This window comes from Actinomadura madurae (assembly GCF_900115095.1).
In the GTDB taxonomy this organism is placed as follows: Bacteria; Actinomycetota; Actinomycetes; order Streptosporangiales; family Streptosporangiaceae; genus Spirillospora; species Spirillospora madurae.
Genome location: NZ_FOVH01000016.1, coordinates 206,623 through 226,633 on the forward strand (window position 1 = coordinate 206,623; position 20,011 = coordinate 226,633).

17 protein-coding genes and 1 pseudogene are annotated in these 20,011 nt (G+C 70.5%); 7 read left to right on the plus strand and 11 right to left on the minus strand.

The genetic code is table 11. From position 1 onward, the window contains the following. Window positions 1–12 precede the first annotated feature (12 nt). The 3 genes from BM339_RS35990 to BM339_RS36000 are packed head-to-tail and all read right to left on the minus strand — an operon-like array spanning window position 13 to window position 3,828. A complete protein-coding gene (locus tag BM339_RS35990; protein ID WP_075023781.1) occupies window positions 13–2,016 on the minus strand; it encodes an acetoacetate--CoA ligase in 2,004 nt (667 codons plus the stop codon). Continuing rightward, window positions 2,013–2,945 carry a VOC family protein gene (locus BM339_RS35995; protein ID WP_244938885.1) on the minus strand — a complete coding sequence of 311 codons (933 nt, stop codon included), beginning with the start codon at window positions 2,943–2,945 and terminating at the stop codon, window positions 2,013–2,015. Before BM339_RS35995 ends, BM339_RS35990 begins: the two co-directional genes overlap by 4 nt. A gap of 28 nt (window positions 2,946–2,973) precedes the next feature. Continuing rightward, window positions 2,974–3,828, minus strand: coding sequence for a fumarylacetoacetate hydrolase family protein (locus tag BM339_RS36000; protein ID WP_024934002.1), 855 nt, complete (start codon window positions 3,826–3,828; stop codon window positions 2,974–2,976). Window positions 3,829–3,961: 133 nt separating this feature from the next. Here BM339_RS36000 and BM339_RS36005 point away from each other — a divergent pair, with 133 nt between their 5' ends. Further along, window positions 3,962–4,645 (plus strand): GntR family transcriptional regulator, encoded by a 684-nt coding sequence (locus BM339_RS36005; RefSeq protein WP_024934001.1) that lies wholly within the window; start codon window positions 3,962–3,964, stop codon window positions 4,643–4,645. Here BM339_RS36005 and BM339_RS36010 read toward each other — a convergent pair. After that, window positions 4,596–5,420, minus strand: a complete 825-nt coding sequence (locus BM339_RS36010; protein ID WP_021591564.1) for an IclR family transcriptional regulator — start codon at window positions 5,418–5,420, stop codon at window positions 4,596–4,598. The two genes, BM339_RS36005 and BM339_RS36010, sit on opposite strands and share 50 nt — an antisense overlap. A gap of 47 nt (window positions 5,421–5,467) precedes the next feature. Between BM339_RS36010 and BM339_RS36015 the strand changes: the two genes are divergently transcribed. The 3 genes and pseudogenes from BM339_RS36015 to BM339_RS36025 all read left to right on the plus strand — a co-directional run bounded on the left by BM339_RS36015 (window position 5,468) and on the right by BM339_RS36025 (window position 9,015). Continuing rightward, the gene (locus BM339_RS36015; RefSeq protein WP_024934000.1) at window positions 5,468–7,060 is read left to right on the plus strand and encodes an FAD-dependent monooxygenase; all 1,593 of its coding nucleotides are present in this window, start codon (window positions 5,468–5,470) and stop codon (window positions 7,058–7,060) included. Between the two features lie 35 nt (window positions 7,061–7,095). Next, window positions 7,096–8,062, plus strand: a pseudogene (locus BM339_RS36020) (acetyl-CoA C-acyltransferase). Window positions 8,063–8,244: 182 nt separating this feature from the next. Beyond that, a complete protein-coding gene (locus tag BM339_RS36025) occupies window positions 8,245–9,015 on the plus strand; it encodes an SDR family oxidoreductase (protein ID WP_075023783.1) in 771 nt (256 codons plus the stop codon). Window positions 9,016–9,026: 11 nt separating this feature from the next. Here BM339_RS36025 and BM339_RS36030 read toward each other — a convergent pair whose 3' ends face one another. The 3 genes from BM339_RS36030 to BM339_RS36040 all read right to left on the minus strand — a co-directional run bounded on the left by BM339_RS36030 (window position 9,027) and on the right by BM339_RS36040 (window position 10,760). Continuing rightward, window positions 9,027–9,416: a VOC family protein gene (locus tag BM339_RS36030; RefSeq protein WP_021591569.1), complete on the minus strand. Its 390-nt coding sequence runs from the start codon at window positions 9,414–9,416 to the stop codon at window positions 9,027–9,029. Window positions 9,417–9,480: 64 nt separating this feature from the next. Continuing rightward, window positions 9,481–10,338: an alpha/beta fold hydrolase gene (locus BM339_RS36035; protein ID WP_021591570.1), complete on the minus strand. Its 858-nt coding sequence runs from the start codon at window positions 10,336–10,338 to the stop codon at window positions 9,481–9,483. A gap of 14 nt (window positions 10,339–10,352) precedes the next feature. Beyond that, window positions 10,353–10,760 (minus strand): hypothetical protein, encoded by a 408-nt coding sequence (locus BM339_RS36040; RefSeq protein ID WP_075023812.1) that lies wholly within the window; start codon window positions 10,758–10,760, stop codon window positions 10,353–10,355. 357 nt (window positions 10,761–11,117) lie between these two features. On the opposite strand from BM339_RS36040, the gene BM339_RS36045 reads away from it, so the two are divergent. The 3 genes from BM339_RS36045 (at window position 11,118) to BM339_RS36055 (ending at window position 15,296) form a co-directional block, all read left to right on the plus strand. Beyond that, window positions 11,118–12,506 (plus strand): FAD-binding oxidoreductase, encoded by a 1,389-nt coding sequence (locus BM339_RS36045; RefSeq protein WP_218163849.1) that lies wholly within the window; start codon window positions 11,118–11,120, stop codon window positions 12,504–12,506. A gap of 178 nt (window positions 12,507–12,684) precedes the next feature. Next, complete coding sequence (locus tag BM339_RS36050; protein WP_218163850.1) at window positions 12,685–13,908, plus strand: amidohydrolase family protein; 1,224 nt, start codon at window positions 12,685–12,687, stop codon at window positions 13,906–13,908. After that, window positions 13,905–15,296 (plus strand): carboxylesterase/lipase family protein, encoded by a 1,392-nt coding sequence (locus tag BM339_RS36055; RefSeq protein WP_075023786.1) that lies wholly within the window; start codon window positions 13,905–13,907, stop codon window positions 15,294–15,296. The genes BM339_RS36050 and BM339_RS36055 overlap by 4 nt, the downstream gene beginning before the upstream one ends. A 69-nt stretch (window positions 15,297–15,365) precedes the next feature. Here the strand turns inward: BM339_RS36055 and BM339_RS36060 are convergent, their stop codons facing one another. From BM339_RS36060 to BM339_RS36075, 4 genes are all read right to left on the minus strand, one after another. Next, window positions 15,366–16,109 (minus strand): GntR family transcriptional regulator, encoded by a 744-nt coding sequence (locus tag BM339_RS36060; protein WP_021591575.1) that lies wholly within the window; start codon window positions 16,107–16,109, stop codon window positions 15,366–15,368. 158 nt (window positions 16,110–16,267) lie between these two features. Next, on the minus strand, window positions 16,268–17,896 hold the full coding sequence (locus BM339_RS36065) for a thiamine pyrophosphate-dependent enzyme (RefSeq protein ID WP_075023787.1): 1,629 nt from the start codon (window positions 17,894–17,896) through the stop codon (window positions 16,268–16,270). A gap of 56 nt (window positions 17,897–17,952) precedes the next feature. Further along, window positions 17,953–19,431: an aldehyde dehydrogenase family protein gene (locus BM339_RS36070; protein ID WP_075023788.1), complete on the minus strand. Its 1,479-nt coding sequence runs from the start codon at window positions 19,429–19,431 to the stop codon at window positions 17,953–17,955. 104 nt (window positions 19,432–19,535) lie between these two features. Continuing rightward, window positions 19,536–20,011, minus strand: a 476-nt coding sequence (locus BM339_RS36075; protein ID WP_276526556.1) for an IclR family transcriptional regulator, incomplete at its 5' end; no start/stop codon positions are given.

Below are 20,011 nucleotides of genomic sequence, written 5' to 3' on the forward strand. Positions count from 1 at the left end.
GCTCCTTGCTCTCTACTGGTCTGCGGTCGCGTGGGCGTCTTCGGCGTCCCACCGCTCGGCGAGCGCGACGTAGTCGGCGATGAGCCCGGGGCGATCGATCGCTCCCTCGCTCAGCACCTCCTCGGGGCGCGCGCCCTGCAGGATCCGCTTGATCGGGATCTCGAGCTTCTTTCCGGTCTTGGTGTGCGGGATCGCGGCCACGACATGGAACGCGTCCGGCACGTGCCGCGGCGAGCCCTCGGTGCGCAGCTTCTGCCGGAGAGCCCCGATCGCCTCGTCGTCCAGGACCTGTCCCGCGTGCGGCACCAGGAACATGGGCATCCGGTACGTCCCGTCGGCGCGCTCGACACCGATCACCATCGCCTCGGCCACGCCTTCGGGCCCCTCGATGATCTTGTAGAGATCGGCGGAGCCGATCCGCACGCCGTTGCGGTTGAGGGTCGAGTCGGAGCGGCCGTGCACGACGAACGACCCCCTGCTGGTGTGGGTGACCCAGTCGCCGTGACGCCAGACCCCGGGGAACGTGTCGAAATACGCGGCTCGGTACTTGGATCCGTCCGGGTCGTTCCAGAACCCGACGGGCATGCTCGGCATCGGAAGCGTGACGACCAGCTCGCCCACCTGATCGCGGATCGGCTCCCCATCGCCGTCGAAGGCCGCCACGGCCGTGCCCAGCACCGGGCCCGGAATCTCACCGGGGACGACCGGGAGCGCGGGCGCACCGGCGACGAACGCGCCGACGACGTCCGTACCGCCGCTGCTGGAGATCAAGGGGACGGACGGCGAGACCGCGTCGGCCACCCATGCGTACACCGAGGCCGGGGCCGGCGCGCCACTGACCATGATCTGCTTGAGGTGCGTGAACCCGTGGTGCTCGTTGGGCCTCGACCCCTGCGACGCGCACCCCAGGATGTGACCGGGGCTGGTACCGAAGACGGTGACGCGCTCGTCGGCGACGATCTGCCACAGTCGATCGGCCGTCGGGAAGAACGGGCCGCCTTCGCAGGTGACCGCCGTGACCCCGGACAGCAGACTGGAGACGACGCTGTTCCACAGCATCCAGTTCGTCGTGGTGTACCAGAAGAACGTGTCTCCAGGGCCCATGTCCGCCTGCAGCGCGGAGGCCGCGAGGCTCATCGCGACCACGCCGGCGTGACTGTGCGCGATCCCTTTGGGAATGCCGGTGGTGCCGGACGAGAACAGGACCCACAGCGGATGCTCGGCCGGCACCTGCGCGGTGATAAGCCGCTCTTCGGAGTCCGCGGAGCAGACGTCGTCCCAGCGTTCGTGACGCACCGGGCCGAAAGCGGCGGGCTCGGCGTCGAGGCCGGCGCGCGGCACCGTCACCACCGCGCGCACCCCCAGACGCTCGACGAGCGCAGCGACCTCCTCACGCCGGTCGCGCACCTTCCCGTCGAAGCGGTACGCCGTGGCGGCCACCAGGACCGTCGGCTCCAGCTGCTGGAAGCGATCGGCGGCGGCGGAGACTCCGTAGTCGGGAGCGCACCCCGCCCACGTCGCGCCGAGCGAGGCCGTGGCGAGGAAGGCGATGACGGATTCCTGCGCATTGGGGAGGTAGCCGACGACCCGGTCTCCCTCCTGGACGCCCATGGAGCGCAGTGCCGAGGCGAAACCGGCGACAGCCGCCCTCAGCCGAGGCCAGCTCAACTCGCCTCGGCTGCCGTCTTCGGCGATCGAGACCACCGCCGCACCGGGCCGGTCGGCGAACCGCATCACCTGATCGACGTAGTTCAGCCGAGCCCCCTGGAACCACTTGGCCCCCGGCATGGTGCGGCGGTCGAGGACCGTTCGGTACGGCGCCGACGCGACAACGCCGAACTGTTGCCACACCTCGGCCCAGAACCGCTCCGGCTCGGTGATCGACCACTCATGCAACTGCCAGTAGTCGTTCAGGACGACGCCGTGCCGCTCTGCCGCTTCGGCGGCGAACTCCGCCAGCCGTCCCGTGCCGAGTGGGGCGGGGGCGAGCCCGGCGGTCCGCGGTGCGTCGCTCATGAGGTGTGCGCGCCGGCCATCAGCTCGGCGAGGTCGTCGGGGGCGAGGAAGGACGGCGGGGGCGGCGGGCCCCACGCGTACATCGCCCGAACGCCCTCCCACACCTCCGGCTTCCACAACGCGTCGTCGACGATGCAGTCGATGTCGGAGCTGTACTCGGAGAAGTTGCCGGCCGGGTCCTTGAGGTACCAGAAGAAGTTCGAGCCGACGGCGTGCCGGCCGAGACCCCACACGTGGCGCGACGGGTCCGCGGCGAGCATGTGGTGAGCTCCCCTGCCGATCTCGTCCACGTCGTCGACGATCCACGAGGTGTGGTGCAGGAACGAGACCGGTGCCTTCTGGACGAGCACGTTGTGATGGTCGGTCGAGCACCGGAGGAAGGCCGCCACATCGGAAACGAGGTCGCTGACCTTGAAGCCGAGGCCCTCGATGAAGAAGCGCTCCGTCGCCGTGTAGTCGGTCGAGCCCAGCACGACGTGGCCGAGCCTGCGCGGCTTGACCGGCCCCTCGCGCGTGACGCCGTCGGCCCGCTCGTTGGTGCGGACCGGCCGCCCCGGCGCGTTGTAGCTCTGCTCCCGGTCGGGTCGCGGCTCGGTACGGGCAGCGATCGAGACGCTGACCTTCACGCCGGTGCCGGGATCGAGGGCCGTGACGCCGGCATCGGACCGCTCGTAAGCGAGGTCGAGTCGGCGGAGGCCGCGGGCGATGCGGTCGAGGTCGTCGGCGTCGTCGACACCGATTCCCAGTTCGATGAGCCGCCGCAGATCCGTGTGCCTGATGGTGAGCTGCTCACCGCCGTCCTGGGTGCGGAAGCGTGCGATCTTGTCGTCGCCCTCCGATGCGACAGGCGTCAGCCCGAACTCGGTGTAGTACGCCGCCGTCGCGGCGACGTCGGGGACACCCATGGTGATCCCGGTCAGTCGGTGCATCCCCACAACAGCCCCTTTCCTCGCCCCGTCACCGCGCCTTGACGCACACGTGCCGCATCGTGCCGATGCCCTCGATGGCGGTCTCGACGACATCGCCTTCCTTGAGGAACCGCGGTGGCTTGCGGGCACCGCCGACGCCCGACGGGGTACCTGTGAAGATCACGTCACCTGGGCGGAGCTCCAGCACCGACGACAGGTGCGAGATCAGCGACGGGACCGAGAAGATCATCCGATCGGTCGACCCGGACTGCACGGTCTCGCCGTTGACGGTGCAGGAGATGTGGAGCCGGTCGGGATCCGGCACCTCGTCGGGTGTGACCAGCCCTGGTCCCTGCGGGGAGAAGCCGGCGAAGGACTTGCCGAGCGAGAACTGCGGCACGGGCCCTGCCAGCTGGTAGGTGCGCTCGGAGAAGTCCTGCCCGACGGTGAGCCCCGCGACGTGCGACCAGGCGTCCTCGACGGCGACGTCGCGCGCGGGCTTTCCGATCACGACGACCAGCTCGGCCTCCCAGTCCACCGTCTCCCCCGGCAGGGCGAGGTCGCCCGCCGGCCCGGCGAAGCTGCCGAGGAACTTGGTGAAGACGGTCGGCTTGTCGGGGTAGGTGAAGCCCGACTCGTCGGCGTGGTCGCGGTAGTTCAATCCGATCGCGAAGACCTGCCGGGGGTCGGGCGACGGCGCCCCGAGCTCGCTGGGCTCGTACCGGTCGCCCGCGGCGAAGTCGATGGTGGCGGTGCCGTACCAGCGGACCAGCGCGTCCCAGGCGTCGAAGACCTGCCGTGGGTCGGGCCCGAACGCCCCGTCGCCGGCCTTCGCGAGGTCGACCACCGTGCTGGAGTCGGGCGCCATCAGAACCGTTCGCCCTGCTCTCGTCGCGATTCGCATCGTGTGGCTCACCTTTCGTCCGTGGTCCGGCTCACACAACCAGCGAGGATGCGAGATGTCAACGATATTTCGAAATTTGGCGCCAAAGTGGAGACCACTGCAGGGTTTCAACACCTTGGACTACACTCCGGCCATGGCTCGATCTGGTTCCGCGGCCCCCACGCGGGCGAGCGTGGTGCTCCAGCGACTGCGTTCGGATGTCCTCAACGGCCGCTTGGCGCCGGGATCAAAGCTCGGCTTCGCCGAACTCGGCGCCCGCTACAACGTCAGCAGCGGAGTGCTGCGGGAAGTCCTGCCCCGGCTCGTCGAGCAGGGCCTGGCCACCTCGGAGGCGCAGCTGGGATTCCGCGTCATCGACGTCTCGGTCGACAACCTCACCCAGCTCACCGACGCGCGCGTCGCCCTCGAGACCCTCGGGATCCGCGAGGCGGTCGCGCACGGCGACATCACCTGGGAGTCGGAGGTCGTCGCCAAGCACCACGCGCTCGAGCGGATCGGCCGCACCGTCACGGGGCCCGAGATAAGCGAGGACTGGCTCGTCGCGCACGAGGCGTTCCACCTCGCCATCCTCGCCGGCTGCGGCAACACCTACCTCTACGACGCCGCGGCGCGCCTGCGCTCCATCTCGGAGGTCTACCGCTGCTGGTCTACACCCGAGAGCCTGCGCACGCACCGCGACATCGAGGCCGAGCACCGCGCGATCATGGAAGCGGCCGTGGGCCGCGACGCCGACCTCGCGGTCGGTCTCAGCGAGCGGCACATCCGGCTCACGATCGAGTTGGCGATCGCGAGTCAGCAGGCGGCCTCGTCCGCCTGACCGGATCGGGGGCCCGCGTCGCGCGGGCGATCGCGAGGCTCGCGGTCCGGATCGCGACCCGGTTGGCGACCTGGGTGCCGCGGGGACCGGGCGATACGAGAGAGATCGCACCGAGCGCCTCGCCCTGCCGACCGAGGATCGGCGCCGCCACGGTCGAGATGATGTCCGGGCCGCCCGGCAACGGGTTCGGGCCAGTGACCGCGCACACACCCTCCGTTCTCGTCATCGCGAGGAGTCTCCGGAGCCGGGCGGGCTCCGCCGAACGCTCCAGGCGCGCCTGACGCACCTCCTCGGGGGCGTACGCCAGCAGTGCCACCCCGATCCCGGTCTCGCCGAGGGGGATCCGCCCGCCGACCCGGTACTTGACCGCCGTCGCGTCCGTGGCCGACAGCCGTTCGACCAGCACGCCCTCGTCGCCCTCGCGCACCGCCAGCAGGATGTGCTGGCGCGTGACGTGATGCAGGTCCTCCATCACCGGCAGCGCCGCGGCGCGCAGTCCGTGCCCGCGCGGCGCGAGTGAGGCGATCTCCAGGAGTTGCAGGCCGACGACGAATTCTCCGTTCTCGCGACGTTCGAGCGCCCCGACGCGCACGAGCTGGTTCGCGATCCGCAGCGCGGTGCTCTTCGGCAGGTCAGAGCAGGCGGCCAGCGTCTGCAGCGACAGGCTCTCGCCGTTGTCGGCGAAGGCCCGCAGGAGCCGGAAGGCCCGGTCGAGGATCGGCTCCCCGACTGGTGGACGGCCGGACGGGCGCCTTGAGCGCTGCGTGCCACTCATTGAAATGTCCCCTGTGTGTCGACCATCGCACGCCGGACTATATGCCCATGCCTGACCCAGTGAACTCGATGTCGACGGCTCCGGTCCTGGTCGCAGGGGGTGGACCCGCGGGACTCGCGACCGCGGCCGAACTGGCACTGCACGGCGTTCCCTCGATCGTGGTCGAGCCGCGGGCCGCCGTCTCCCACACAAGACCACGCGCCAAGACGACGAGCCCGCGCACGATGGAGCTCTTCCGGCGCTGGGGCATCGCCGACGCGGTCCGTGACGCCGCACCTCTCAAACCGGAGTCGTGCCGGCGGGTCATCTTCTGCACCACTCTCAACGGCGAGCGCATCACCCAGTTCGACGATGCGTTCGGCATGCGCGCCACCCCCAGTGACCTGTTCGCCGAAGGCGGGCAGCAGGTGCCGCAACCGATCGTCGAGGAGGTGCTCCGCGCCCACCTGCGATCGACCGGGCTCGTCGAGCTCCGGCTCGGAGAGCGCGTCACGGGTCTGACCGAGTCGAGCGACTCGGTGAGCTGCGAGATCACGCGTGACGACGAGTCGACGTACCAGATCACCGCGGACTACGTCGCCGGCTGCGACGGCGCGAAGGGCGTCACCCGAGACGCCATCGGTTCGACGTTCGCCGGGGCGTCGTCGCCTCGCTCGAACCTCAACACGGTGTTCCGCGCACCGGGATTGCGGCCCGCCGTCGGTGAGGCCGTCCACTACTGGGTGGTCGGCCCGGAGGTGAAGTCGGCCATGGGCCCGCTCGACGGCGAAGGGACCTGGTGGGCGGGCCTCGGCGGCATCGACGCCACCTGCACCGACCAGCGTGCGGTCGAGCTCCTCGCCGCACTCACCGGACGGTCCGCGGACGAGATCGGCATCGAGCTTCTCGCCACCGACCCGTGGGTGCCCCGGATGCTGATCGCCGACCGGTACGCCTCCGACCGGGTCTTCCTCGTCGGTGAGAGCGCACACGTCAATCCGCCGTTCGGAGGCCACGGCTTCAACACCTGCGTCGGAGACGCGGTCAACATCGGCTGGAAGCTCGCCGCGGCGCTGCGCGGCTGGGCAGGCCCCGAGCTGCTCCGCACCTACGCGGTGGAGCGGCGCGAGGTCGCGCAGCAGACGATCGATTCCGCGACGCGCAACCTCCGAGCGTCCGGCCCCGACATCGCGCAGACCGCCGAACGCATCCAGGAGACCAAGTACGAGGAGTTCAACTCCCTGGGCCTCGTGCTCGGATACTCCTACCACGGTTCACCCGTGGTGATCACGACGCACGAGGCGCCACCGTTCGACGTGGTGAACTACACCCCGTCGACCGTTCCCGGCTCACGACTCCCGCATGTCTGGCTGAAGCCCGGTCATGCGCTGTACGACGACCTCGGCCGCGGGTTCACGCTGATCCATCCGGGCTCCGCCGACACGGGCGCCATCGCGCGGTTCCAGAGCAGGGCGGAGCATTTCGGCATCCCTCTGACGACGATCCCGGCGCCGGCCGCATGGGGACACGAACCCTTCCTCCTGATCCGCCCCGACCAGCACATCGCCTGGCGCGGCCCCCGGCTCGACGCCTCCGTGCTGCTCCGCGCGGTGGGGCGTCCGGAGCACGCCGACACGATGGCGTCCTCCTCGGCCGAATAGTCCAGTCCGAACACGCTTCGCAAGGAGAACCACCGATGCCCGAGGCTGTGATCGTCGCCACCGCACGTTCCCCGATCGGCCGTGCCAACAAGGGATCTCTGGTCTCGATGCGGCCCGACGACCTGGCCGTGGCCGTGCTCGCGGGCATGGACCATCTGCCCGGCACCACGGTCAACCGCTACTGCTCGTCCAGCCTCCAGACGACCCGGATGGCCTTCCACGCGATCAAGGCGGGCGAGGGCGACGTCTTCATCTCCGCCGGCGTCGAGCCCCGCCATGCCCGACCTGTACGCCGCGATGGGGCAGACCGCCGAGAACGTCGCCCAGCTCAAGGGCATCAGCCGCGAGGAGCAGGACGAGTTCGGTGTCCGCAGCCAGAACCTCGCCGAGGCGGCGATCGCCAACGGCTTCTGGGAGCGGGACATCACCCCGCTGACGCTGCCGGACGGCACCGTGGTCTCCGCCGACGACGGCCCTCGCCCCGGCGTGACGAAGGACTCGGTCTCCCAGCTCAAGCCGGTCTTCCGTCCCGGCGGGAGCGTCACCGCCGCGAACTGCTGCCCGCTCAACGACGGTGCGGCGGCGATCGTCATCATGAGCGACGTCAAGGCCAGGCGGCTCGGACTGACCCCGCTCGCGCGGATCGTCTCCACCGGCGTCACCGGGCTCTCGCCCGAGATCATGGGCCTCGGCCCGGTGGAGGCGAGCGAGCGGGCCCTCGCCCGGGCGGGAATGACGATCGAGGACATCGACCTCGTCGAGATCAACGAGGCCTTCGCGGCGCAGGTGATCCCGTCGGCCCGCGACCTGGGCCTCGACATCGACAAGCTCAACGTCAACGGCGGCGCCATCGCGGTCGGCCACCCCTTCGGCATGACCGGCGCGCGCATCACCAGCACGCTGATCAACTCGCTCCGGTTCCACGACAGGCAGTTCGGGCTGGAGACGATGTGCGTGGGCGGCGGACAAGGCATGGCGATGGTGCTGGAGCGGCTCTCGTGACGGTTCGAAGCGAGGCGGCGATAAGGGCAGGGCAGGTCACCCGCCTGGCCGACGCCGGAACTTACTCGGATACCTGATGGCTTCGCGAGTCACGATCGAGAATGCTCGGAAGCAGACTCGACAACAGGCTGGGCGCGACGCGTCGAACTGACGGTTCGCCTCCCGCCGCGGAAGCGAGAACCATGGACATCTCCACCCTCTTCTCCCTCGACGGCCGCACGGCACTGATCACCGGCGGCTCCCGCGGCATCGGCCGGATGATCGCCGAGGGCTATGTCCGCAGCGGCGTGCGGGTCTACATCTCCGCGCGCAAGGCCGAGGCGTGCGATGCCGCCGCAAAGGAGCTGTCGGAGTTCGGCCACTGCGTCTCGCTTCCGGCGGACGTCTCGACCGCGGCGGGCATCCAGGAACTGGTGGCCGCCTACCGCGAGCAGGAGTCGGCGCTGGACATCCTGGTCAACAACGCCGGGGCGGCCTGGGGTGCTCCGTTCGACGAGTTCCCCGAGTCCGGCTGGGACAAGGTGATGGACCTCAACCTCAAGACGCCGTTCTTCCTCACGCAGGCGCTCAAGCCGGAACTCGTGGCCGCGACCGGCGGCCATCTGGCCAAGGTCATCAACATCGCCTCGATCGACGGGATCTCGATCAACCCGATGGAGACCTACGGCTACCACGCCAGCAAGGCCGGACTGATCCAGCTGACCCGCAGAATGGCGCTTCGGCTGATCGAGGACGGGATCGTCGTCTCCGCGATCGCTCCGGGCGCGTTCGCCTCGAACATGAACAGGGCCGCGCGCGATCACGCGGACGAACTCATGGAGGTGATCCCGTCGGGGCGTATCGGCACCGACGAGGACATGGCCGCGGCCGCGATCTACTTGGCCTCCCGCGCAGGCGACTACGTGGTCGGCTCCACGCTGGTCGTGGACGGCGGCGCGACGCACGCCCGCTGACTCGCGCGGCTCTAGCGTCGATGGCGACGGCGCGGGATGTCCTGCGCGAGCTCCACGATGAAACCATCGGGGTCGGCGACATGCAGTGTCCGGTGTCCCCACGGCCGGTCGGCGGGGCCGCTGAGGATAGCGGCCCCCCTTTCCCTGAGCCTGCGGGCCTCGGCGTCGACGTCGTCGACCATGAAGACGACCTCGGCCGCCGGGCCGGGCGCGGTCCGGCTGTTGGTCAGCCAGTCGGCGCGGCGCTGCTCGTACAGCGCGAACCTGGTGGCCTCGGTAGAGAATTCCGCATAGCCCGCGTCCTGGAACTTGAAGACGAGCCCGACCACGTCCCGGTAGAAGACGATCGAGGCGGCAAGGTCGCGGACATACAGGATCACGTAGCCAAGACTGGGCGCCATGCCCACCTAGGTTCCCGCGGACGCCGGCCCTACGCCGCCGTTGTCGGCGCTCCCCTTTGCCCGCTCAGACGGACACCTTCTTTCTTCCGAGGATCCTGAGGGCTTCGAGGAGGTAACCGCGGAACACGGAATGGTTCTCGCTCATCGGGAAATGCCCGATCTTCTCCATCTTGATGAAGGTGGCGTTCTCGATCGCGTTCGCGGTGCGGGCGCTGTCCTCCGGGGTCGTCAGATAGTCGTACTCGCCGGTGAGCATCACGACGGGGCACCGGTCCCCGTCGATCTCGTGAAGACGTTCCCGCAGATCGTGGTCGACGGAGTAGAAGTACAGGTCGCCCTTGAACGCCTCGGAGCCCTGGGAGTAGTAGAACCATGTCTTCCAGCGGTCGGCCTCGGGCGACTGCGGCGCCATCAGGTCCCACACGCCGCTCGCGCAGACCTGGGCGGCGTTGGCGTGCGGGTGCTGCCACCAGTCGAGGTAGAACCCGGGCGAGTAGTCCGCGCCCTCGACCGCCAGGACGCCCGCGAAGCGGTCGGGGCGCCGCAGCGCGAGTTGCAGCGCGACGTTCCCCCCGAAGGAGGAGCCCATGAAGATGGGGTCTTCGAGTTCGAGGGCATCGCACAACGCGACGATGAAATTGACGTAGTGGTCCGCGGTGAGGGTGTACTCCTCCTTCCACCACTCGACGTTCTCCGGCGGATCGGACTTGCCGTGGCGGGGCAGATCGTAGGCGATGACGCGGTAATTCGCCGTGATCTCTTCGTCCTCCAGCAGGCCGCGCCACTGGTGGTTGTGACAGCCGGCGGTGTGCTGGCAGACCAGCGGCTGTCCGGTGCCGTTCTCGAGGTAGAAGACCTTGTACTCGACGCCGTCGACCTCGACGGTCACATAGTGCCCGGTGACCGGGGATACCTTGCTCACGGTGATCTCCTTCCTCAGACGGGCGAGCCGACGGCGCGGAGCAGTTCGATCTGCCGGGTGACGCAGCGCAGATTCTGCATGAGGACCAGGATGTCCCCGTCCAATCGCATGTCGCGCTGGAAGGTGGCCGCCCAGATCCCGTGGTGCATCGGGGGCGGCACCGGCTCACCGAACCCCCGCCACGTCTCAGGGCTCGCCCGGATCGCGAATTCGTAGGGGACGTCCAGCGGCCCCGGATCCACCGTGACCTGGGTCACCCGCCCCGACTCCACCTTGATCGCGTAGCTGCGGTCGGCGGCGTCGAGCAGGTAGGTGCAGGTGAAGTACTTCCCGTGGGCCCGGATCTCGGCGTCGTCGTTGCTGGCCGCGGCGAAGGCGTCGGCCCATTGCCGGCCGGGTGCGGCCCGGGTTGGTGCGGTCATGATCAGCGTCTCCTCCCGCACTGGACGCTTCGGCGATAACCGGCGCCCTACCCAGCCGCGAGGAACCCATCGACCGCGCGGTTACCAACATCCGGCCAAATCGGGCGATTCGCCACCGCACAGCCTGCGACCACGCTTAGCGCTCATCGGCAGCGCCTTCGGCCGCAGGCATCTTCGCTGGCTCTCGTCGACACCCGGCCGGGCCCTCCGACGTCACGCCAAGCCCGGCGGCGGAGCCCGTTCCGACCTTCCGAAGGTCATAGTGTCGACAGAATCGGCCACCCGGTAGACATCCGACCGCTTGACCCCGCTTTTGTGTCGACAGTATCGTCGGCTCTGCATCACCGAGGAGGCATCGTGTCTAAATCGATCGAAACCGACCCTGCCCGGACCGTGCGCGGAGCCGTCATCCGGCGCGGCGACACGGGCTATGAGGAGGCCCGCCTGGCCGCCGTGTGGAACGAGCGCAGGCCGGACCGCTTCCCCGCCGTCATCGTCATCGCCGAGGACGAGCAGGACGTCGTCCGGGCCGTCCGGCTGGCGCGCTCGGAGGGGTTGCGCGTCTCCATCCGCTCCGGAGGGCACAGTTGGGTCGGCAATGGCGTGCGGGACGACGGCATGCTGATCGACCTCTCCCGGCTGCAGGAGATCACCGTCGATCCCGAGGCCCGGACCGCGGCCGTCCAGCCCGCCGCCAAGGGCCCCGCGATCCAGGACGCCCTCGCGCCGCACGGGTTGTTCTTCCCCACCGGCCATGCGCCCACCGTGGGCATCGGAGGGTTCATCCTCGGCGGTGGTTACGGCTGGAACTCCCGGCACCTCGGTCCGGCCTGCCTGAGCATCCGCGCCATTGACGTGGTCCTCGCCGACGGGACGCTCGTGCACGCCACCGACGAGACCCATCCCGACCTGCTCTGGGCCGCCCGGGGCAGCGGTCCCGGTTTCTTCGGTGTGGTCACCCGCTTCCACCTGCGGGTCCACGAACGCCCCGCGAAGATCGTCCGGACTGTGCACAGTTACCCGCTGGCCCTACGCGACGAGGTCCTGGCCTGGTCCTACGACCTTCTGGAGAAGCTGCCCACCACTGTGGAATTCTCCGCCAAGGTCGGCTTCACCCCGGACCTCGGCGTGCCCACGGTCTCCCTGACCGCCACCGCCTTCTGCACGACCGAGCACGGCCCGGAGACGCTCGCGCTCCTGGAGACCGCACCCTTCCGCGACCGCGCCGTGCGCTCGACGGTGCGTCAGGAGACGACCATCGAGGAACTGTACGACATCGCGGACCGCCTCACCCCGGAGGGGCTGCGCTGGTCCGTGGACGGCGTCTGGGCCGACGGGACGGCCGAGGAGATCCTCGCCGCGGCGGCGCCCGTCTTCGACGCCATTCCCAGCGGGAACAGCTTCGTGCTGTGGATGCTCTGGGGCCACTACCCGCCGCGTCCGGACGCCTGCTGGTCCATTCAGGCCAAGGCCTATGTCTCCCCCAATGCCGGTTGGAACGATCCGGCCGAGGATCTGCGCCATGAGGCCTGGGCACACGGCTCGCTGGCCGCCATGCAGCACATGTCCAAGGGGCTGCAGTTCTCCGACAACAACCTCGCCGATCGATTCGACCTCGGAATCAGCGTCGAGAACGCTGAGCGGCTGGAGCAGATCCGCGGCGCTTACGACCCCGAGGGGCTTTTCCGCACCTACATGACCCCGGCCGAGTCCACCACCGCCCTGGCCGCCGCGAACCGCGCCTGACCCGACCGGCCGTACACAGCAGAAGCCACCCCCCGCATGCCGTAGTGCACGAGAACCCCGGCGGGTCTTCTCTCCATCACTCTCCTGGAGACGGCGGGCGCGCCGCGAGGCCCGTCGGCGTCGGCGCGCGGCACCACGGAAATCTGACAATCCCGGACCTACAGACGGGGGACGCATGATGGGTGACACAACGGTCTTCACCGACGTTCGGGTCTTCGACGGCACCGGGCGCGAGCCTTTCGCCGCCGAGGTCCTCGTCGAGGGCGACCGCATCACCGCCGTCGCACCCCGGCTGCCCGCGGCCCGGCGCGCCGGGGCCCGGGTACTGGACGGCTCGGGCGGCACTCTCATCCCCGGCCTCGTCGACTCCCACACGCACCTCGGCTTCGGCTCGACCGTCGAGCACCGTTCCCCGAGACGGGACGAGCCCGATGAGGAGAAGGCCCTGCTCGTGGCCCATGCGGGACGAGTCATGCTCGATCACGGCTTCACCAGCGCCTACTCCGGCGGCAACCGCCTGCCCCGGACGGAGGTCGCCGCCCGCAAGGCCTTCGCGGAGGGCTGGATGCCGGGCCCCCGCTTCAAGGCGGCGTCCTGGGAGGGCACCGCGGGCATGGTCGAGCCGGGGGTCTACGACTTCCCGGGCATCGACGGCCGGGTGCCCGACCCGGAATCGGTGGGCCGCTTCGTCGGGGAGATGGCCGGCCTGGGCGTCGACATCGTCAAGTTGTCGCTGTCCGGCGAGAGCGCGGTGGTGCAGGGCACCTCACGGATCGTGCAGTTCACCGACGAGGAGGTCGCCGCGGCAGCGGCGACCTCCCGCGAGCACGGCGTGGCGCTGACCGCGCACGCCCACGCGGCAGAGTCGATCAAGATGGCGGTCCGGCACGGCATCCGCGCGGTCTACCACTGCACCTTCGCCGACGAAGAGGCCCTTGACCTGCTCCGGGACGCGCGCGAGCGGGTGTTCGTCGCCCCCACCCCCGGGATCATCCACGCCAACCTCCACCACGCCGGCGTCGAACCCGATCCCGGTATGGAGGTCGAGCTCACCGAGAAATCGGTCAGGCAGGTCGTCCCGGAACTCGTCCGGCGCGGTGTGCGCGTCGTCCCGGGCGGAGACTATGGATTCGCCTGGAACCCGGTCGGCCGCAATGCTCATGACCTGCAGCTGTTCGTCGAGTGGTTCGGCTTCACCCCCGCAGAGGCCCTGCGGGCCGCCACCCTGTACGGCGGCCAGGTGATGGGCATGGGCGACGAACTCGGCCTGGTGCGGGAAGGGTTCCTCGCCGACTTGGTGCTCGTCGACGGCTACCCCCTGGACGACATCCGCGTCCTCCAGGACCGTGACCGCCTCGTCGCCGTCATGAAAGGCGGCGTCCTGCACAAGGCGCCGGCGTGAGCGCCCGGCGGAAGAGCGAGAGGAACGGCGGCGCGGCCTCTCCGCGAGCGCGGACGGCCGCCGGGCGCCTGGTCGGCCAGTGGGACGGCCCCATCGCCGTGTTCCGCGGCATCCCCTTCGCCGAGCCCCCGGTCGGCGACCTGCGCTGGCGGCCGCCCCGGCCCGCCGCGGGCTGGGACGGGGAACGCGACGCGCACTCGTTCGGGCCCGCGCCCCTCCAGCCGGAGCCGCCGCGGGACTCGGTCATGTACCAGAGCAACTTCGCCGACCGGCGCGCCCTGGTCATGAGCGAGGACTGCCTCTACCTCAACGTGTGGACGCCCGACCCCGCGCCGGGCGCCGGGCTCCCCGTCATGGTCTGGGTCCATGGCGGCGGCAACCGCTACGGCCACGGATCCCAGGACATCCACGACGGCGGCGGCATGGCCCGCCGGGGCGTGGTCGTCGTCACCCTCAACCACCGCCTGGGCGCGCTCGGGTTCCTCGCCCACCCCGGCCTGGCCGCCGAAGACGATGTCGGCGCGTCCGGAAACTATGGGACGCTCGACATTCTCGCCGCCCTGACCTGGGTTCGGGCGAACATCGCGGCCTTCGGCGGCGACGCCGGCCGGGTCACCCTCGCGGGCAACTCCGCCGGCGCCGCCCACATCTGCCACCTCATGGCCTCGCAGTCGGCCCGTCCGTTCTTCCGCGCGGCCATCGGGCAGAGCGCGTCCGGAGTGGGCCGGGCGGAGGGACCGCTGCCGAGTCAGGCCGAAGCCCAGAAGCACGGCCTCGCCTACGCGGACGGCTTCGGCGGCCGGGACATCGCGTCGCTGCGCCGGATATCGGGTATCGAGCTGACCGTGCGGGGCCGTTTCGGGCCCGTGGTCGACGGCAGGGTGCTGACCGAGGCGACCGACGACGTCTTCGATGCCGGCCGCCAGCACGCCGTGCCGCTGATGGTGGGCACCAACCTGGACGAGGGAACGGTCTATGCCGCCGAAGGCGAGGATGCCGACGCCGTCGGCGACGACCGGTTCGTGCGCCCCGTCTGGCACTGGGCACGCGGCCACCGGGCCGCCGCCGCACCGACCTGGATGTACCGCTTCTCCCACCGCCCGCCGCTGCCGCCCGGCGTGCCCGACGTCGGCGTCTACCACACCGCCGAACTCCCCTACGTCCTGGACAACCTGGATCGGCGCCCGGTCTGGCCCTGGCAGGACGCCGACCGAGAACTGGCGGCTCTCATGGCCGACACCTGGGCGCGCTTCACCACCACGGGCGACCCGAACGGCGGGGCCCTCCCCGCTTGGCCGCGGTTCACCGGCCCCGACGACACCCCAGCCCTCGTCTTCGGTGACACCGTACGCCGGGACGTGCTGCGGGCACCCGCACGACGCACGTGAAGCTCCGCGCCACAACGCGCGAGAGAGGCGCCCGTGGACGGCGGGGCGCTCGCCCGTGGGGCGGGCCGTTCAGCCTGCGGCACGACGTTGGCGGGTGGGATTGCGGCGGCGGTCCGCCGTGTCCTGCTCGATCTGCTCCTCCACCGCGCGCAGCGCCCGCACGGTCGCCCCGGCGATCAGAGCCGAGGCCAGTTCCCTGTCGCGTTCCTCGCAAGCCTGGATGAGCCGTTCCTGGTCGTCCACACTGTGGGCCAGGCGGCCGGGCCGGGTCAGGCTGAGATGCCGCAGCATGAGGGTACGGAGGGCGAGCGAGTCCAGCATCTGCTTCAGCGTGGTGTTGCCGGCGATCTCGGTCATCCGCTCTTGGAGCTGGACGTGGTCCCAGAAGTAGGCGTCAACGTCCCCGGCGTCCGCGAGACTCCGCATCCGCTCGATCCGGGTGCGCAGCTCGGCCAGCTCGGTGTCGGTGGCACGCTCGACCAGCAGCCCCGCCAGCATCGACAGGAGCTGGCGCCGCACCTGGTAGATGTCACGGATTCCCTCAAGTGTGGGCGCGGCGACCCGAGGCCGCCGCCGGGCCTTGATCTCGACCAGGCCTTCCTGCTCCAGGAGCATCAGCGCCTCCCGCACCGGGGTACGGCTGGTGTCGAACCGGCGGGACAGATCGACGCTGTTGAGATCCTGCCCCGGCTCCAGCCGGCCCTCGATGATTCCGGCACCAACCCACTCGGCGATCTGCACGACCAGCGGTTCGCGCCGGTCTCGCAGCCGTAGCAGGCGGCTCAGAGCCAAATGCGTCTCCTGGTCTGCCATGCTCTCGTCTCCCGCCAGCCGCCTTCGTGGAGCAGTGTCGACACTACTGCACGTAAAGGCGGTATTTCGAGGAGATAGGCGACTCACTGTCGACAGGACCGGCCGACGGCATCCGACCCGAGTCCTGGGGTGCGGCCGCCCCGGGGACTGGTCGGGGTTCATGCGTAAGAGGGGTCGGGGGCGACGTTGATGTCGAGGACGAGAGGGCTGGTGCGTCCGGCAAGGCCGGGTAGCAGCTTGGCCAGGCTCGATGCGAGTTGCTCGTGAGTGGTGACGCGCGTCGCAGGGCATCCCAGGTTCTCGGCGATGCCCGAGATGGCGACCTCGGTGAACGAGGGCCATGGGGCTTTGCCGCGCCCCGATGCCTCGGCGAGCCGGTCCATGATCGCGTAGGCGCCGTTGGACATGACGACGAAGAGGACACCGGTCTGGTAGTGGGCCGCGCTCCACAGGCCCTGGATTCCGTAGAGGGAGGATCCGTCGCCGAGGACGGCCACGACGGGACGGGTGGGGGCGCCCATCTTCAGGCCGATCGCGGCGGGCAGGCCGAAGCCCAGGCCGCCTGCGGCTGCGCTGACGAATCCGAGTGGTGCACGGGCGGGGACCCGGCGGTGAAGTTCTGGGCGGCTGGAGGGCGACTCCTCGACCAGGATCGCATCGGCTGGTAGGTGGCGGGCCAGCAGATCGTAGACATGGGCCGGCCGCAGCGGCTCACCGGAGGCCGGTGCCGGGGCAGGAGCGGGGGACGGTCGCTCGGGTGCGCGGGTTTCGCGGCGCTTGATGCGCTCGGCCAGGGCGCGAGAGATCAAGGCGGGGTCGGCGATCAGTGCAAGATCGGCGACGCTGTTGTGGGCTTCGTCGGGGTACTGGGTGACCTGCGCGGTCCGCATTCCGCTGGGGAGGAGGTCGCCGGGCTCCCAGGGGTACTGCCGCAGCACTGGCCCGCCGAACGCCAGGAGAAGGTCGTGACCGTGCAGTGCTCGGCGAACGGCCGTCCGTCCCGAGGGCAGGTGCCCGGCGAAGGACGGGTGGTCCTGCGGGAAGCCGGCGCGGGCACCGAACGGTTCCTGCCACACCGGGGCGCCCAGCCGTCCGGCCAGGTCCACCAGCGCTGACCAGGCGGGCGGGCTGTCCGCGCCCGCGCCGACGATGATCACCGGGTGGCGGGCGGACTCGACGAGCTCGACCAGGCCGTCGATCGCCTCGGTCGTGGTGGGCGCCGCCCGGTGGACCGCCATGGGCGCAGCACCGCGTTCGGGCGCGGAGGGCTGGTCCCAATCGTCCATCGGGACGACCACGATCGCCGGGCCGGCTCCGGTGACCGCCTCATGGTGCGCCCGGGCGATGGCAGCGGGGACGTCCTGGGGACGGAGCGGCGTGTTCGTCCACACCGGGTACTGGCCCACGAGGCCGTCGAGACGCCCGGCGAGGAAGGGGTCGTGGGCGAGGTGCCGCCGGTCCTGCTGGCCGACGACGGCCACGAGGGGCGCGCGGTTGGTCCGCGCGGTGGCCAGGGCACCGGCCGCGTTGGCGAGCCCAGCGGTGGTGTGAAGGTTGACGAATGCGGGCCGTCCGCGAGCGATCGCCCAGCCCGTGGCCATGCCGACCACCGAGCCCTCGTGCAGGGCGAGCCGGAACTCGACGTCGTCGGGCAGTCCGGTGAGGAAGGAGATCTCGGTCGATCCGGGGTTGGCGAAGATGGTCGTCATCTCGAAGTGGCGCATGACGTCGAGGGCGGCATCGCGGACACTGCGAGCACCTGGCCCCACTGCGGGCGACGGGTTCATGCGGACCCTTTCCGTGCGTGTCCCCGGGCTGTTCGGGGCCGGGGATTCGGGCCGTCTCAGATCGGGTAGTGCCGCTGGCCCGACTGGATGGTCACCCAGCGGAGTTCGGTGAACTCCTCGAGCGCGGCCCTGGAGCCGAAGCGTCCCCAGCCGCTGGCGCCGACGCCGCCGAACGGCATCTGGGGTTCGTCGTGGACGGTGGCCCCGTTGATGTGGCAGATGCCCGAGCGGATTCGGCGGGCCACATCCAGCGCCGTTCCTCCGTCCCGGCCGAATACCGCGGCGGACAGCCCGTACTCGGTGTCGTTGGCCTTGGCCACGGCGTCGTCGACACCGTTCGCCTCGATGACTGAAACCACGGGACCGAAAGACTCCTCGCCGTAGATCCGCATCTCGGGCGTCACACCGCGCAGCACGGTCGGCTGGACGTAGAGGCCGTCGGCGTCTCCGCCGGTCAGCACTTGCGCGCCCTGCCGACGGGCGTCCTCGATCAAGGCCAGGACGTGGTCGCGGGCACCGGTATGGACGACGGGGCCGATCTGCGAGGTCGGATCGTCGGGCGGGCCGACGATGAGCTTGCCGGCCAGGTCGGCCAGGCGGTCGCTGAGCGGTTCGGCCACCGAGCGGTCGGCGATCACCCGTTCGGTCGACATGCAGATCTGGCCCTGGTTCATGAACGCGCCGAAACTGGCGGCCGCCGCGGCGGCGTCGATGTCGGCGTCGGGCAGTACGACCATGGGCGCCTTGCCGCCCAGCTCCAGGACCGCGCGGGTGAGGTGGCGCCCGGCCAGTTCGCCGATGATCCGGCCGACCTTGGTCGACCCGGTGAAGTTCACCCGGGCGGTGCCGGGGTGGGCGATCAGGGCTTCGACGACCTCGGCGGCGTCCTCGGGCGCGTTGCTGACCAGGTTGACGGCACCGGCTGGAGCGCCTGCCTCGTGCAGGACCTCGACGATGGCGGCCTGGGTCCGCGGTGTCTGCTCGGAGGTCTTGAGGACCACAGTGTTGCCGTACGCCAGCGGCATCGCGATCGCACGAACGCCCAGGATCAGTGGCGCGTTCCAGGGCGCGATGCCGACCACCACGCCGGCCGGCTGCCGGATGCCCAGCGCGGTCAGTCCCGGCACGTCGGACGGGATGACCTCGCCGACGGCGGAGTAGGCCTGTGCGGCGGCCTCGGCGAGCATGCCCTTGGCGACGTGGACGTTGAACATGCGCCAGGCCCGGGGCGCGCCCATCTCCGCACCCATCACCGCGGCCAGGTGCTCGGCCCGATCGTCCAGCAGCGCCGCCGCACGCGCGAGAACCTCCCGGCGCCGGGCCGGCGGGAGGCCGGACCAGGACGGGAGCGCCGACGCCGCGGCGTCGACCGCGCGGCGGGCATCGGCCGGGGACGCCGCCGCGACCCGCGCGATCGGCGTGCCGGTCAACGCCTCCGCCGTGTCGAAGTACCGCTCGGACTCCGGCGGCACTCCGCGTCCGGCAATGAACAGATCGCAGGTCGGGACGGTGCGTCCCGGATCGGTCGCTGACATCCGGCTGTCCTCCGCACAGAGTGCCCCGCCACATCGGCAGGCCGAGACCGCGAGTATCCGGGGCCGTCCGCACCCCGACAACGCGGATGTTCATTCAACGAACATCACTGGAGCGGTCGGCCCTCGCGGAGCCGGGTGCCGGGCCGCCGGCCGAGCAGCCGCGAGATGCCCAGACCGCCGGCCACCAGCGACGGGAGCGCGGCCTGGTGCGTGACCGAGCCCGTCCGCAACACCACCGACATGGCCGCGACGACGTGGCCTTGGCCGTTGACGATCCGGGTGGCCACCGAGTCGGCCCCCTCGGTCAGCTCACCGCAGACGACGGCGGTTCCGGTCCGGCGGCACGCCGCGAGCTGGGCCCGCAGCTCCGCGGGATCCACCACGGTTTGCGGCGTGTAGCGGCGCAGCCCACCGCTCAGCACCTTGTCGATCAGCTCCGGGCCGCCGTGGGCGAGCAGCACCTTGCCCACGCCCGAGCAGTGCAGCGGCAGGCGCCCCCCGACCTGCGACACCAGCCCCAGCGCGTGCGGCGCGGAGAACCGCTCGATGATCACCGCCTCGCGTCCCTCCAGGACGGCCA